Below are 14,452 nucleotides of genomic sequence, written 5' to 3'. Positions count from 1 at the left end.
AAAGATATTTAAAGCGTTCAACGTCATCCGAAACTCACCGCCCCGAATGTCTCGTGCACCCCGATCGCCGTCGACAACACGTTCTTCAGCCGCTTGTCGATGAAGTTCGGATAGTCCTGCTCGAACGTCCAGACCACCGGAACATCCTCAACGAGAATTCTCTGGACCTGACTATAAAGCTCCTGCCGCTTGTCATCGGATGTCGCCACGGCTGCTTCTTCGAACAGGCGATCAACTTCCGGATTGGAATAACCGGCGGTGTTCGAGAACAGGATGCCCTTCTTGATATTCGATGTGATGTAAGTGCGCGCCACACCGAGTGCGGGATCGCCGAACTGGTAGACCAGGTTGGCGGTCATATCGTAATCCCAATCGGCGAACTTTTGCGCCCAGCCGGCGATATCGGTTGTCTGCAATTGCAGATCGATGCCGACGCGCCCGAGTGACTGGCGCAGGAACTCGGCGGCGCGCGTATTGGCCTCGCTGACCGGCGAGATCAGATAGCGCAGCGTGACGCGCTTGCCGTCAGAGCCCGGCTTCAGGCCCATCTCGTCGAGCAGCGCTTTCGCCTTGTCGACGGAGTAGTCGTAAGTTTTGACGTTCTTGTCGTAGAACCGTGTCTTCGACGAGATGGGGCCGGTCGCCAGCTTGCCAAGCCCGAAATAGATTCGCTGCAGCATCGCCTTGCGGTCTATCGCATGCATCACGGCCTGACGAAAACGCTTGTCGTCCATCGGCTTGATGCGATTATTGAGTTCAATCCATTGATGCGGCGCAAAGAACTCGTAGCCCTTGGTGGACACCTCGTAATTCGGCAGTTTCGACAGCCGCGGCACCTCGAAGAATTCGATATCGCCCCACTGCGTCAGCTGCACCTTGCCCTGCTCGAGCGCCACGGTACGCGACGCACCATCGGGGATCGCGCGATAGATGATTTCGTCGAGACAGGGCTCGCCCGGCCGATGATAACCTTCGTGCCGGACAAAATGAATGTGCGATCCCTTGACCCATTCCTTGAGCTTGAACGGACCGCAGCCGATTGCCTGCGCATTGGCGGGATTCTTGCGATAGTCGGTCCCCTCATAGATGTGCTTCGGCAGGATCGGCGCCGTGGTGCAATCCAGCGACGTCAGGAACGGCGCGAAGGGCGACTTCAGCGTGAAGATCACCGTCAGTGGATCGGGCGCTTCCGCCTTCGCAATACGCGCAAATGTCACGCGACCGCGCGCATGGGTTTCCATCAGCACCTTGGTCATGGTGAAAATCACGTCTTCCGACGTCAGCGGCTTGCCGTCGTGAAACGTGATGTTCGGGAACAGCTTGAATGTGTAGGTCAGCCCGTCCGGCGAAACCTCCCAGGATTTGGCGAGGCCGGGAATCGGCTTGAGATCGAAATCGTAACGCAGCAGGCTCTCATAGAGTTTGCCGCCGACGGTGAGGGTCGGCTGTTGCTGATTGATCGCCGTGACCAGGATCGGCGGTTCGGGCTGAATGATCGTATTGAGCGTACCGCCTCTGGTCTGCCCCGTGGCGCGGGTGATGCCGAGCGGGATGCCCGACAGCGCCGTAGCGCTCAGACCCAGCAATTTCGCAAACTCACGTCGATTCATTCAGCTCTCCCGATGGATCCAGAGGGTTGAACGTCAGGGTTGCACTGACGCGCAAGGATGAGCTTGCAAAATTCAAGCCGCCGCCGTCGCCGGGCCGATCATCATCGCGATCGGGCCGGCATTGTCTGAGAACCGAACATGTTCCGTGAATGAGCAGGCATTCAGTATCCCAGTGCCGGATCGACGCGGTTGAGTAGAATCTCTCCGGCCTTGAGACGGCGGATATTCTCGGCAATCTGGTCGGCAATGACGCGCGGTTTGGCCAATCCGGCCATATGCGGCGTCACCAGAATACCCGGCTCCGTCCACAGCGGATTGTCGGGCTGCAGTGGCTCTTTGTCGAACACGTCAAGAATCGCGCCGCGCAGATGACCCGATCGCAATGAGGCAACGAGGTCTGGAACGTTCAGATGCTCGCCTCGGCTGCAGAGAATAAGTGCCGCCCCTTTCGGGAGGCGGGCGAAGCGGTCGGCATTCAGGATTCCCATCGTGCTCTGCGTTAGCGGCAGCAGGCAGACCAGGATGTCGGTCTGCGCCAGGAAATCGTCGAGCGCGGCGTCTCCGGCGAAGACGTCCACACCCTCGACCTGTTTTGCGGAGCGCGACCAGCCGGAGACCTTGTAGCCGACCGATTTCAGCAGCGTGGCAGCCTGGATTCCGAGGGTGCCGAGGCCGAGAATGCCGACGCGCTTGTCGGCGGCCGCGACCTGATCGTAGCGATGCCAGTGCCCATTGCGGGCATTGATGGAGACGCGGTCGAATTCGCGATGAAAATACAGCGTGCCCCACAGCACATATTCGGCCATCGCCTTGCCCAGCAGCGGATCGACGATCCGGCAGAGCGGCAGCTTCGGCAGTGCCGTGTCTGACAGCACATTGTCCACGCCAGCCGCAATCGAATGGATCAGCCGCAAGTTCGGCATGGTCGCCATCACGCCCGCGGGCGGCTTCCAGCAGACCACGACTTCCCCGTCCAGCGCGCCGTTTTCCGGCCAAGTGGTCACGACTGCGCCGGGAACCGCCCGCTTCAGATGGTCCTCTAGGAAGCCCATCGTGTTGGACAGGGTTGTCATGAGAGTAATGCGGGTCATCAAATTCCTGCGTGTGTTTCTGCTAGTGGCATGAAGCCTGCTTTGAGAATGGCAACGTCCGGAACGATGCGCTCAAAACCTCTATCCTAGGGTACGATGTCGGCGCATCATCTCCGTCTTCACAGGGTCAGGATTTGTCGCGTATGGGCCATATCTCTTCAATTTCGTGCAACACGCCGCGCCAGCGCGTCGCGCCGCCGGCCATGGTGAGTTTTTCCGGCTTCGAGGCCAGCGGCCGCCGCGCCGACGCACTCCAGGCCGCACAGCGCCCGGTGGTTGCGATGGCCGCTGAATTCTCCTCGGGCGGCGTCGGCGTCCGGCACAGCCACCGCCGCGCGCAATTTCTCCACGGCCTGACCGGGGTCATGACCGTGATCACCGAGACCGGCAGCTGGACCGTATCGCCGCAGCACGCGCTGTGGATCCCGCCCGGCGTTGTCCATCAAAGCCGCTGCTGGGGCACCGTGCAGCTGCGTACGCTCTATGTCGAACCCGACGCGACGGTCGGCCTGCCGACCTCGTGTCAATTGATGGAAGTGTCGTCGCTGGTACGCGCGCTGCTCAACGAGGCCGTCACCTTCCCGACCGAATACGATATGGATGGCCGCGAAGGGCAAATCATGAATTTGATGCTTGCCGAAATCGGGCGCATGCCCGCCGTACCGCTGCGCGCGCCAATGCCGCAGGACCGCCGCCTCGCGCGTATCTGTGAAGCGATCCTGCGCGAGCCCGGCAACAATCAGGATCTGGAATCCTGGTCGCAGATCGGCGGCCTCGGCCGACGGACGCTGACACGGCTGTTTCGCCGCGAGACCGGCATGAGCTTCGCCGAATGGCGCCAGCAGGTGCGATTGATGGAAGCGCTGTCGCGCCTGACCATGCGCGAACCGGTGACCAATGTAGCGCTCGATCTCGGCTATGATAGTCCAAGTGCCTTCAGCGCCATGTTCCGTCGCTCGATGGGAATTTCACCACGCGACTATCTGCGCTGGAGCGAACAGACGGAGGACTTGGCAACGTAACCGACGCGCACCAGCTTAGGACTCGACCGCTGGCCGCGCTTCCATCGAAGCACGCAATCGGCGAATACCGGCTTCGATTTCGCGGATGTCGTCGTCGAGCTGCCCGAGCAGTACGCCGAAATTGAAGTCCATTCTGTTGCGGACGGACGCCGCCAGCGTTTCGCGATGCACCTTGAGATCTTGCAACGCACTTAGCTGGTTTGTGTCGACATAGGCGGCAACCACAAGCTCAATCGCGCTTTTCACCGCAACGCTTTCTTCTCGGCTTCATCGATTTGGGCCTTCAACCGCGCCTTGGTCGCTCGAACACCGGGGAACGGTGCTCCCAGTCGGCGCGCCTGGATCTGTACGGAACTCTGCGGTCGTTTCATGATCACCGCGGCTCTGGCCAGCGATACTTTACGCGCGATAAGCCCTTTCAAAATTTCAATCTGTTCGTCGTCCCAACGATTTTTTGCCATCTGATCTTATGAGTGCGCTGAAATAACTTGTCTGTGCGGTAGCTGTCCCTCTGCAACGCGATGTTCACAACTATTGTTCCCGATGCGCCCAGGTTGCAGAGCACAATCCCTACCGGAGAAAGCGCTGCGTGGAGTTGCGCCGAAAAAAGGCTCCGGAGTGATCCGGAGCCTTTCTCTATTTGGCAGGGACCCCACTTGGTAGCGGGGTATTTTGCCAGCTACGGCTCAGCCGCTGCTCACATCACCACTTCGATCAGCTTCGGACCCTTCGCAGCGATCGCGTTGGCGAGCGCCTTGTTGAAGTCGTCGACGTTCGACACCGAGACGCCGGGGACGCCCATGCCCTTGGCGAGCGACACCCAGTCGAGCGTCGGGCGATCGAGGTTGAGCATATCGAGGGCGCGCTGGCCGGGCTCGCCGGCATCGACGCCGGCGAATTCGCCGAGCAGGATTTGATATTTGCGGTTGGCGAACACGATGGTGGTGATGTCGAGCTCTTCGCGGGCCTGGGTCCACAGCGACTGCAGCGTGTACATCGCGCTGCCGTCACCGACCATGCAGATCACCTTGCGGTCCGGGCAGGCCACGGCGGCGCCGGTGGCGACCGGGGTCGAGAAGCCGATCGAGCCACCCATGTTCTGCAGCCAGTCATGCGGCGCGGCCGCTGCGGTCGGCGGGAAGAATCCGCGACCGGTGGTCAACGACTCATCGACCATGATGGCGTTTTCCGGGATCGCATAGGCAATCGCCTGCGCAATCGTGGTGTGGTTCAGCGCGCCGGTCGGCTTCACCAGTTCGGCGAGCTTCTGCGGCTTCACATCCGACGGCTTGGCGCCGAGCGCGCCGGCCAGTGCTTCGAGCGCAGCGATCGAGTTCTCGCCGCCGGCGGTGATGCGATGCACTTCGCAGCCTTCCGGCTTCAGCATGCTCGGCTTGTTCGGATAGGCGAAGAAGGCGACGGGATCGTTGGCTTCCACCAGCACGATGTTCTTGAAGTCCTTCAGCAGCGGAAGTGCGGCTTCGATCACATAGGGAATGCGATCGATGGAGAAGCGGCCACGGCCGCGCGCCATGCGCGGATTGTAGGTCTGGCCCATCACCTTGCAGCCGGTCTTGCCGGCGATCTGCTCGGCCAGCGCCAGGCCCTTTTCGGTCAGCCCCTGGCCGGTCATCAGCAGCAGGGTCGAGGCGCCACCGTCCTTCATGATCCTGGCGGCAGTCTCGACGGCCTGTGCCGAATAGCCGGCGCTCTGCTTCTCGGCAGGCACCGGCGCCACACCATCGGCCGCGCCCCATGCGGTGTCAGCGGGCAGGATCAGCGTCGCGATCTGGCGATCCTTGGCGGCAGCAATTGCTGCGGCGCCGTCCTTGGCCACCGACTTGGAATCCGGCGAGGTGTGCACCCACTGCGACATCGGACGGGCGAGGCCCTCGATGTCCGAGGTCAGCGGCGCGTTGTATTCGATGTGATAGACGGCATGCTGGCCGACGATGTTGACGATGCCCGAATTGGCCTTCTTGGCATTGTGCAGGTTGGCAAGGCCATTGGCGAGGCCGGGACCGAGATGCAGCAGCGTCGAGGCCGGGGTGCCCTTCATACGGAAGTAGCCATCCGCCGCGCCGGTGACGACGCCTTCGAACAGGCCGAGCACGCAGCGCATGCCTTCGACGCGGTCGAGCGCCGCAACGAAATGCATTTCCGACGTTCCCGGATTGGCAAAGCAGACATCCACATTGCCCGCCACCAATGTCCGCACCAGGCTTTCCGCACCGTTCATCGTCTCACTCCGTTTGATTCAGGGTCGTATCTCGGTTTCTTGATCTCGGGGGCTGATGAACCATTGTTCGGAGGGCCCGTCAAAGGGTCGGAACGCAAGGCTTCGTTGTGAGGGCCGCGGGGCGGGCTGAACGCCGGTTATTATCGCTCCATCCGGGCTGTCCTCACACGGCCGTGGGTTGCGGATCGGGGCGATTTATGGCCTGTCTTGGGCCTCAATTTTTTCTGGCGAGGACCATGATGAAGCGCCTTTTTGCTCTCTTTTTTGCCGCAGCCGCGTTCACCACAATTGCGTTTCCTGCCGATGCACGCGTTCGCAACCAACCGCCGGCGCAGGACTTCGAGGTCGACGACGGCCCGTCGCTCTCCAACTTCTTCTCCAATTTCGGCAATGGCGGCGGCAATAGCTCCGGCCCGATCCAGCGCCAGACCGTCGGCTTCCACAGCAATTACGCCCCGGGGACCATCGTCGTGAACACCGCCGAGCGCCGGCTCTATCTCGTGCAGCCGGGCGGCCAGGCGCTGCGCTACGGCATCGGCGTCGGCCGCGACGGCTTCCGCTGGGGCGGCGTCCACCGCGTCACCGCCAAGAAGGAATGGCCGAGCTGGACCCCGCCGGCCCAGATGCTCGCCCGCCGGCCCGACCTGCCCCGCCACATGCCCGGCGGCATCGACAACCCGCTCGGCGCCCGCGCCATGTATCTCGGCTCGACGCTGTATCGCATCCACGGCTCGAACGAGCCGGAGACCATCGGGCAGGCCGTGTCCTCGGGATGCTTCCGCATGACCAATGACGATGTCACCGATCTCTATAACCGCGTCTCGGTCGGCGCGACGGTCATCGTCAAGAACTGAGCTTGACCTGAGAACGAAGGCTTCCTGCGGGAAGCCTTCGAATTGTCCGCGGGGGCGGCACTGAACGCTTGCGCAAATACGCGCATTGCGAGAACTTGAGTAATAATGCCCGCCCCGACACCAGATCGATTCCTCGTCCGGACGATTGCCGCGCTGCTGGCGCTAGCGTCTTTGACCGCCTTCGTGCCGCAGCCGTCTTATGCCGGTGCGAGCGAGCCGCCCGCCGTTACCGCGCGCCAGCGCACCGAGAAGAAGACCTTTACCGACAGCGAGATCATCGACGGTTTTTTCAAGACCGCCTTTGGCGCCGAGTATCACCTCGCCGGCCGCGTCGACCGCATCCGCAAATATGAGCTTCCGGTGCGGGTCTTCGCCGAGGGCCGTGCCGACCGCAAGGCTCAAATCGCCAAGGTTGTGACCGACATCGCGCGCCGGGTGCAGCATCTCAACATCGCCATGGCGGACAACCGCGACGACGCCAATGTACTGGTGAAGCTGGTGCGCGACCGCGATCTCTATCGCACCATCTCGACCTTCTATGGCACCGACCGGGCCAACGAGATCCGCGACTCCCTGGACCCGCAATGCCTGTCCGGCTTCCGCAAGAACGAGGCCTTTGAGATCGAACGCTCCGACGTGATCCTCACCGTCGACAATGGCGACTTCGTCTTTCTCGATTGCGCCTATGAGGAATTGCTGCAGTCGCTGGGCCCGATCAACGATACCAGTACGGTGCCGTGGACGATGTTCAACGACAACGTCCAGATGGGCTTCTTCGACGTCTACGACCAGTACATCCTCAACATCCTCTACGATCCCCGCATCAAGGCCGGCATGACCGTGCAGGAGGTCAAGGACGTGCTGCCGCAGGTGCTCACTGACGTGCGTATCTGGGTGAGCAAGGTGAACGAGCTGCAGGATTGATTCTTCTCCCTCCCTCAAGCGCGGCGAAGCCGCGCGCAGCGGGGAGGGTGGCGCGTTTGAGAGCGAAGCGAACAAACGTGACGGGTGGGGTGCCCCACGTGAGGGCGTCGCTCGTGGCACCCCCACCCCGGCCTCCACTTCGTCGATGCTGCGCATCGCCTCGTTCGGCCGACCCTCCCCGCAAGGGGGAGGGATGCCACAAACGCCTGCGCGTCATTCACAGATTCAACTGTCAAACAGCCACTTCTCTCCAGACATGCGTCATCGCCCCCATTGTTTGCGGCGCGGGGGCGCCGTCGTGGTTTGCATTCCCGCCCCCTTGTGAGAGGGCGTGCGGAACGCCGGGTGCCCGTTGCACCCTTGGGCCTGATGCGAATGCGGTACTCCGCAATTTAGAGTGCATCAGGACTTTCGGAGGCGCCGAGCAAGTGCCCGACGTTCCGCCTACGGTGTTTTTTCGGTTGCCTGCACATCTGCCATGGCGAACGGTCCCATCACCAAAATTAATGTCCCGGGCGGAGGGACAGGGTAGCCGCAAAGCACTTGGCCGAACGCGTTTCGATTTGGTCGTCCGTCACACTGTCCAGGGGTCTTTCCATCCGAAGGTCGGCCGTCTCCTTGCCAGTGGCAGTGCTGGCGCAGATCCGTCCTGCCCGAAGACAGACGTCACCCATGAACCGCGTGACGCCGCATCTCCGGCGTCCACCGCATCCTGCCCCGCGAACGTGACGATCGCGATCGCCCCTCTCGGTGGGGCAGGACGAAGGGGAATATAAACCTGATAGGGATGGTGTCAACGGGATATAGGAAAAAATGTTTGGCGCTGTCTTGCCGCCCCACACACGTCATTCCGGGGCGACTGCGCGCCTTCGCGCAGGCGAACCCGGAATCCCAGCATGTTCAGCGCAAAACAGTCCGAGATTCCGGGTTCGTGCTCTGCCGGCTTCGCCGGCGACGCACGCCCCGGAATGACGAGTGAGGTCGCCTCGTCCCCTCACCCCCGCGGCTTCGGCGTGAACGGGCCCTTCGGCGCATTACCGATCAGCGACACGACGATCAGCGCTGCCATCGCGAACCAGAAGGTGAGCCAAAAGCCGTCGATATAGGCCAGCGTATTGGCCTCGCGCTGCACGAGGCTTGCGAGCGTGCCGATGCCGCGCGCTTGTGCGAGACCCTCACCATGGCTGGCGAAGCGGCCGGTGAGTTTGGCAAGAATGCCGACGACATCGGCATCGCCGCTGGCGACATGCTGGCCGAGCAGATTCGAATGGATCTGCTCGCGCACGCGCAGCCAGGTGCCCATCAGCGCGATGCCGATCTCGGCGCCGCCGAGTCGGAAGACCTGGATATAGGCCGCAAAGGCGGTGGCACGCGACGGATCGGAATTCGACAGTGCGATGATCACGATGGGCAGCAGCGTGAAGCTCTGCCCAAGCGACTGCAACATCACCATCGGGATGAAATCGCCAAGCGCCCATTCATGGGTGAGCTGCGTGCCCAGGAGGGCGGCGGCGGCGAATGCCGCAAGGCCAATGATCAGCGTCAGCTTCACGTCGTAGTAGCGAATGAGCCAGATCGACAGCGGCACCAGCACGATCATCGGCACGACGGCATAGAGCAGAAACAACATGCCGGACTGCTCCGGCCGCAACAGCGCGATGTTGGTGAGAAAATTCGGCGCCAACGATGAATTGGACAGGCTGGTCATGGTGTAGAGAATGATCGTCAGCAGCGCGAGACCGATATTGCGCGACAGCAGCACCTCGGCATGCGCCCATGGCCGTTTGACCACCGACTCATTGATGAAGAAGCCGACGGTCAGGACCGTGCCGCCGCCAAGCAGCGCCACCACGGTACCCGAACCCAGCCAGTCCAGCCGGTTGCCCTGATCGAGCCCGGCATAGATCATCGCCATGCCGGTGCCGAGCAAGAGCATGCCGCCCCAATCCGCCTCGCACAGCACGAAGCGGTTGATCGGCTCGCGCGGTGTGCCGAGCCAGACGAACAGCGCCAGCAGCGGCGCGATGATGACATCCTGCCAGAACATCCATTGCCAGCCGATGTGGCTGACATAGAAGCCGACCAGCGCGGTGCCGGAATTGAGCGAGAAGCCGACGCGAATGGAATAGATCGCAATGGCCGGTAGCCACCACTTCATCGGCAGATTGCGAAAGATGATCAGCAGCGTTGCCGGCACGAAGGTGCCAAGCAGCATGCCGTGCACGATGTTCAGCACCAGCAGCAGATTGTAGTCGCGCACCAGCGGGATCACCAGCGAGATCGCCGCATAGACCAGAGCGGGAATGCCGAGCACGCGGCGGAGCCCGAACACGGTGGCCATCCAGGCCACCGCCGGCGCGATGAAGATCTGCGACGCGGTGCCGGCGGTGGAGAGCCACGCGCCTTCGTCGAAACTCAGCCCCAGCGCCCCGCGCAGATCGGCGAGGCCGATGGAGAAGATACGCGTATCGAAATTGGCGAGGAATGCGCCGAGCAGCACCGCGCCGACCGCAAAGATCGGATGGTGCGAAACGCCCCCGGTCGAGACCGGGCCGCTTTCGATGACCTTACTTTCCGCCATTGCCGGCCGCCGGCGCGTCGGTGTTGATGCTGGCGGTTACCGACATGCCCGGCAGCAACCGGTCGAGCAGCGGCTGTCCCTTGTCGAGCGTGATGCGGACCGGCACGCGCTGCACGACCTTGGTGAAGTTGCCGGTGGCGTTATCCGGCGGCAGCAAAGCGAATTGCGATCCCGACGCCGGCGAGACCCGCTCGACACGGCCGCGCAGGGTCTCCGCCGAGAACGTATCGACCACGATATCGACGGGCTGGCCGGGCTTCACACGCGTGAGCTGCGTTTCCTTGAAATTGGCGATGACATAGACGTCGGGCAGCGGCACGATGCTGATCAGGCTGGAGCCGATATTCACATAATCGCCCGGCTGCACCTGACGCTCGCTGACCACGCCATCGAAGGGCGCGACGATCTTCGTATAACCGAGGCGTAGTCTGGCGGCATCGAGGGTCGCCTTGGCGCCGAGCAGATCGGCGGCGCGCTGCTTGCGCGTGCCGGCAAGGACTTCGAGCTGATGCTTCTGGGCGGCGATGACGGCCCCGCTCGCCTTTACATCGGCCTGCGCCTTGGCATAGGCGGCGGTCGCCTGCTCGAAGCGCTGCCGCGTGCCGGCTTCGGTCTGCGTCAGCGAAGCCTGACGTTCCCGCTCCTGTTGCGCCTGCACTTCCATCGCCTGCGCCGACACGCGCTGCGCCTCGGCCTGCGCGATGGTGGCGTATTGCAGCTCGACCTGGTTGGCGAGATTGTCCAGCGCCGCCTGCGCACCGGCGACGCCGGCTTCGGCTTGCGCTACCTGCGCCTCGTAATCCGCGGGATCGATCTGGATCAGCAGATCGCCGGCTTTGACGTGCTGGAAGTCGTTCACCGGCACGGCTTTCACGGCACCGGCCACGCGGCTCGACAGCCGCGTCGTCTGCGCGCGGATATAGGCATCGTTGGTGGTTTGCACCGCGCGGTTGCCCATCCAGATGTCCCAGCGGGTGGTGGCCAGAACGATGAAGACAACCGCGGCAGCAACGGCCAGCAGCGGAATCGCAAGACGACGCCACGCCTGCTGTGCTGGCGTCAACGCCGCAGGCTGTGCGGGCGGTTGCGCAGCCGGTTGCGCAGGTGTCGGTGCAACAGGTTGTGACGGCGCCGGTTGCGGCGTTGGGGATGCATCAAGCTGGGACATGTCTTCCTCGCAGCGACTGAGTGACATTATGTCTCATGTCGTCGCACCCGATTCAATCGCCCGATATCGGCAATCCATACCGGTGCCGCAGCATTCGGGTTCGATTCGTACCAAAGACCGCAGATTTATATCTTTTTGCGGCGTGCCGGTTTGTCGCCGCCATCAGATGGCGCCGGAGTATCCAGACCACGCGGCTGCAGATAGCGTTGCAGCGCAATGGCGCGCTCGCTGGATTCGACGAGTCGCTCGACGCTCCCCAGCAATTGATGAAATTCGTCCGCGTTGAGACAATCGAATTGCACGTCGTTGACCTGACGCTGCGTCGGATTGAGGCTTGCGAGCAGCGCATCGCCGGCCTGTGTCACCATGAGACGCAGACGCCGGCGATCGGCGGGATCGACGAGCTTGTCGAGCAATCCCATCTGCTGCAGCTTGTTGGACACCGTGGTGACGAAAGCGCCGCTGAGATGCAGATGCGCTGCGAGTTCGCGCACGCTGACGTCGCCTTCAGCGGCCAGATATTTGACCGAGATCAGCACGGTGTATTCGATCCCCGCCAAGCCGATCGCGGCGGCATGCCCCTCACGCACGGTCTCGTGACGCGCGAGGAACGCCAGCAATGTGTGCACGAGTTGCCGGAATGCATGATCGGAGCCATCGACCAGCAGCGCCTTGCGCGAGGTGGTCAGCGCCGGGGCCGGAAGTTTGGCCTTGAGCGCGGCTTTGGCTCCCGTCTTCACCGCGGGCTTTTCGGATTTACGCAGTGCCGGCGTCTTGGAGAGCGGCGCAACCTTGGAACGAGACATACCGCTTCCCAGTGAACGATCCGCTACAGGATTGGCTGGCGCCCCCTGCTTCGTCAAGCGATTCTGCATACCTTCTTAACGAAGCTATTGATCAAATGCATTTACTGGGTCAGGATCGGCGCCAAATCTGACGGGAGAACATCATGAAACTCGATATCAGGCGCCTGCTCTGCTTCACCGACCACAAGGAGGTCGAGGCCGGCCACCGGCATGACCAGCCGCTGCGCCGCGTCGCCGCCGTGGCCATCGTCGCCAATCCCTATGCCGGACGCTATGTCGAAGACCTCGCCGAGGCAATTGCCGCCAGCGTCGATGTCGGCGCCGTGCTGGCGAAGCTCGCCGTCGAGGCGATGGGATCGTACAAGGTGGAGAGCTACGGCAAAGGCGGCGTCGTTGGCCTCGGCGGCGAACTCGAACATGCCAATGCGATGCTGACCACGACTTTCGCGACGCCGCTGCGCGAGGCCGTGGGCGGCGCCGAAGCGTGGATCCCCTCCTTCACCAAGCTCGCCGCTCCCGGCTGCCTGATCGACGTTCCCCTGGCGCACAAGGACGCGCTCTATGTCCGCTCGCATTACGACGGCATCTCGGTGACGCTGCCACCCGATGCGCCTGCCACTGATGAAGTCGCGCTGATCGTCTGTCTCGCCAATCGCGGGCGGCTCAATGCGCGGGTCGGCGGGTTGAATGCCAGGGATATCGGCGGCAAGGACGGCTTGCGCTAGGCTGCGGCTTTGTGCGGCCTTGGACGGCCTTGAGATTGCGGAGACGGGTATGAAAACGGCCATCGTCAATATCGGCACCATCGTCACCGGTGATCTCAAGGCGCCGTTCGCCGACGGCGACGGCATCCTGATGCAGGACGGCCGCATCAGCGCGATCGGCACGCTGTCATCGGACCAGGTGTCATCGGCCGATGTGGTGATCGACGCCGCCGGCACCACGGCGATCCCCGGCCTGATCGACAGCCACGTCCACATCACCTTCGGCGATTACACGCCAAGGCAGCGCGTGGTCGGCTATCTCGAAAGCTACGTGCATGGCGGCACGACAACGTCCATCACGGCGTCGGAAGTGCACGTGCCCGGCCGCCCCAAGGATCCTGCGGGCGTCAAGGCGCTGGCGCTCGCCGCACGTGCCTGTTTCCTCGACTATCGCCCCGGCGGCATGCGCGTGCATGCCGGCTCGATCATCCTCGAGCCGGGACTGACAGAGGCCGATCTGGAAGAACTGGTGAAGGCCGGCTTGTGGCTTGCCAAGGCCGGCTTCGGCGCATTCGAGACACCGTTCGACTATGCGCCCTTGATGCTCGCCGCACGCAAGCTCGGCATGGTCACCACCATGCATACCGGCGGCTCATCGATCCCCGGCTCGTCCGGCATCTGGGCCGAACATGTGCTGAAATCGAATCCGAGCGTGTCGTTTCACGTCAATGGCGGACCGGTGGCGATGCCGGAAGCCGGCTTTGCGCGGCTCGTCAATGAGAGCGACATCGCGCTACAGCTCTGCACCGCCGGCAATCTGCGCACCGCCCTTCTGACGGCGAAGCTGCTCGACGAGGCCAAACAGCCGGAGCGCCTGCTGATCGCGACGGATACGCCGACCGGCAGCGGGATCATGCCGCTCGGCATGTTCTACACCATCAGCCATCTGGCGAGTCTCGGCGGCATGCCGCCGGAACAGGCGATCGCCGCGGCGACGGGGAACAATGCAACGGTCTACCGGCTCAACAGTGGGTTCCTGAAACCCGGCAAGGATGCCGACGTGGTGCTGATCGACGCCTGTGCCGGCGGCTCGCAGGACGATGCGCTGTCGGCGCTCGTGAATGGCGACGTGCCCGCCGTCAGCGCCGTGATCACCGACGCCGTGCCGCGCTTTGTCGGCCGCAGCCGGAACACGCCAGCGGGTATGCGGAATGTGCGCGTGGCAGAGACGAGATTGCCGCGGGATTTCTCGGGCGCGGCGGCGCATTGATTGGATTTACGCTGGAGTCGCGACAAGCGCTGCAAGCTCCCTCTCCCCGTTCTGCACGGGGAGAGGGGTAGGGTGAGGGGCAGGGCACAAGACTCGCCGCAATTAATCCCTCGCAGATCGGCACGTTCTCCGAACTGCACATACTGCGCTTGCATTGAACACCGAGAATGGCCCCTCACCCGC

13 protein-coding genes are annotated in these 14,452 nt (G+C 62.8%); 5 read left to right on the top strand and 8 right to left on the bottom strand.

Features of this window, described 5'->3' with window-relative positions:
* Nucleotides 1–23: 23 nt before the first annotated feature.
* Both AB8B02_RS03820 and AB8B02_RS03815 read right to left on the bottom strand, forming a co-directional pair.
* Complete coding sequence (locus tag AB8B02_RS03820) at nucleotides 24–1,610, bottom strand: ABC transporter substrate-binding protein (RefSeq protein WP_439063152.1); 1,587 nt, start codon at nucleotides 1,608–1,610, stop codon at nucleotides 24–26.
* A 161-nt stretch (nucleotides 1,611–1,771) separates the two neighbouring features.
* Nucleotides 1,772–2,701, bottom strand: coding sequence for a 2-hydroxyacid dehydrogenase (locus AB8B02_RS03815; protein WP_439063151.1), 930 nt, complete (start codon nucleotides 2,699–2,701; stop codon nucleotides 1,772–1,774).
* A gap of 143 nt (nucleotides 2,702–2,844) precedes the next feature.
* Between AB8B02_RS03815 and AB8B02_RS03810 the strand changes: the two genes are divergently transcribed.
* A complete protein-coding gene (locus AB8B02_RS03810; RefSeq protein WP_210269248.1) occupies nucleotides 2,845–3,723 on the top strand; it encodes an AraC family transcriptional regulator in 879 nt (292 codons plus the stop codon).
* Between the two features lie 15 nt (nucleotides 3,724–3,738).
* Here AB8B02_RS03810 and AB8B02_RS03805 read toward each other — a convergent pair whose 3' ends face one another.
* The 3 genes from AB8B02_RS03805 to AB8B02_RS03795 all read right to left on the bottom strand — a co-directional run bounded on the left by AB8B02_RS03805 (nucleotide 3,739) and on the right by AB8B02_RS03795 (nucleotide 5,962).
* Nucleotides 3,739–3,948: a hypothetical protein gene (locus tag AB8B02_RS03805; RefSeq protein ID WP_139285955.1), complete on the bottom strand. Its 210-nt coding sequence runs from the start codon at nucleotides 3,946–3,948 to the stop codon at nucleotides 3,739–3,741.
* Between the two features lie 17 nt (nucleotides 3,949–3,965).
* Entirely contained in the window at nucleotides 3,966–4,184 is a 219-nt protein-coding gene (locus tag AB8B02_RS03800; protein ID WP_068737424.1) for a hypothetical protein, read from the bottom strand.
* Between the two features lie 236 nt (nucleotides 4,185–4,420).
* Nucleotides 4,421–5,962, bottom strand: coding sequence for an acetolactate synthase large subunit (locus tag AB8B02_RS03795; protein ID WP_089268028.1), 1,542 nt, complete (start codon nucleotides 5,960–5,962; stop codon nucleotides 4,421–4,423).
* A gap of 239 nt (nucleotides 5,963–6,201) precedes the next feature.
* Here AB8B02_RS03795 and AB8B02_RS03790 point away from each other — a divergent pair, with 239 nt between their 5' ends.
* Nucleotides 6,202–6,816 (top strand): L,D-transpeptidase, encoded by a 615-nt coding sequence (locus AB8B02_RS03790; protein ID WP_081422064.1) that lies wholly within the window; start codon nucleotides 6,202–6,204, stop codon nucleotides 6,814–6,816.
* 105 nt (nucleotides 6,817–6,921) lie between these two features.
* On the top strand, nucleotides 6,922–7,740 hold the full coding sequence (locus AB8B02_RS03785) for a DUF2927 domain-containing protein (RefSeq protein ID WP_439063150.1): 819 nt from the start codon (nucleotides 6,922–6,924) through the stop codon (nucleotides 7,738–7,740).
* Between the two features lie 994 nt (nucleotides 7,741–8,734).
* On the opposite strand, the gene AB8B02_RS03780 is transcribed toward AB8B02_RS03785, so the two are convergent.
* The 3 genes from AB8B02_RS03780 to AB8B02_RS03770 all read right to left on the bottom strand — a co-directional run bounded on the left by AB8B02_RS03780 (nucleotide 8,735) and on the right by AB8B02_RS03770 (nucleotide 12,295).
* Nucleotides 8,735–10,321 (bottom strand): MFS transporter, encoded by a 1,587-nt coding sequence (locus tag AB8B02_RS03780; RefSeq protein ID WP_089268035.1) that lies wholly within the window; start codon nucleotides 10,319–10,321, stop codon nucleotides 8,735–8,737.
* Nucleotides 10,308–11,489, bottom strand: coding sequence for an HlyD family secretion protein (locus AB8B02_RS03775; RefSeq protein WP_089268096.1), 1,182 nt, complete (start codon nucleotides 11,487–11,489; stop codon nucleotides 10,308–10,310). Before AB8B02_RS03775 ends, AB8B02_RS03780 begins: the two co-directional genes overlap by 14 nt.
* 125 nt (nucleotides 11,490–11,614) lie before the next feature.
* Entirely contained in the window at nucleotides 11,615–12,295 is a 681-nt protein-coding gene (locus AB8B02_RS03770) for a MarR family winged helix-turn-helix transcriptional regulator (RefSeq protein WP_439063149.1), read from the bottom strand.
* 143 nt (nucleotides 12,296–12,438) lie between these two features.
* Between AB8B02_RS03770 and AB8B02_RS03765 the strand changes: the two genes are divergently transcribed.
* Nucleotides 12,439–13,020, top strand: a complete 582-nt coding sequence (locus tag AB8B02_RS03765) for an amino acid synthesis family protein (protein WP_439063148.1) — start codon at nucleotides 12,439–12,441, stop codon at nucleotides 13,018–13,020.
* Between the two features lie 49 nt (nucleotides 13,021–13,069).
* Nucleotides 13,070–14,269 (top strand): amidohydrolase family protein, encoded by a 1,200-nt coding sequence (locus AB8B02_RS03760; RefSeq protein WP_439063147.1) that lies wholly within the window; start codon nucleotides 13,070–13,072, stop codon nucleotides 14,267–14,269.
* Nucleotides 14,270–14,452: the final 183 nt, after the last annotated feature.

The sequence above is a fragment of the Tardiphaga sp. 862_B3_N4_1 genome (genome assembly GCF_051811085.1).
Classification (GTDB): domain Bacteria; phylum Pseudomonadota; class Alphaproteobacteria; order Rhizobiales; family Xanthobacteraceae; genus Tardiphaga; species Tardiphaga robiniae.
Note: the sequence above shows the minus strand (reverse complement) of the source record. Positions and strands in the feature narration are given on the sequence as shown.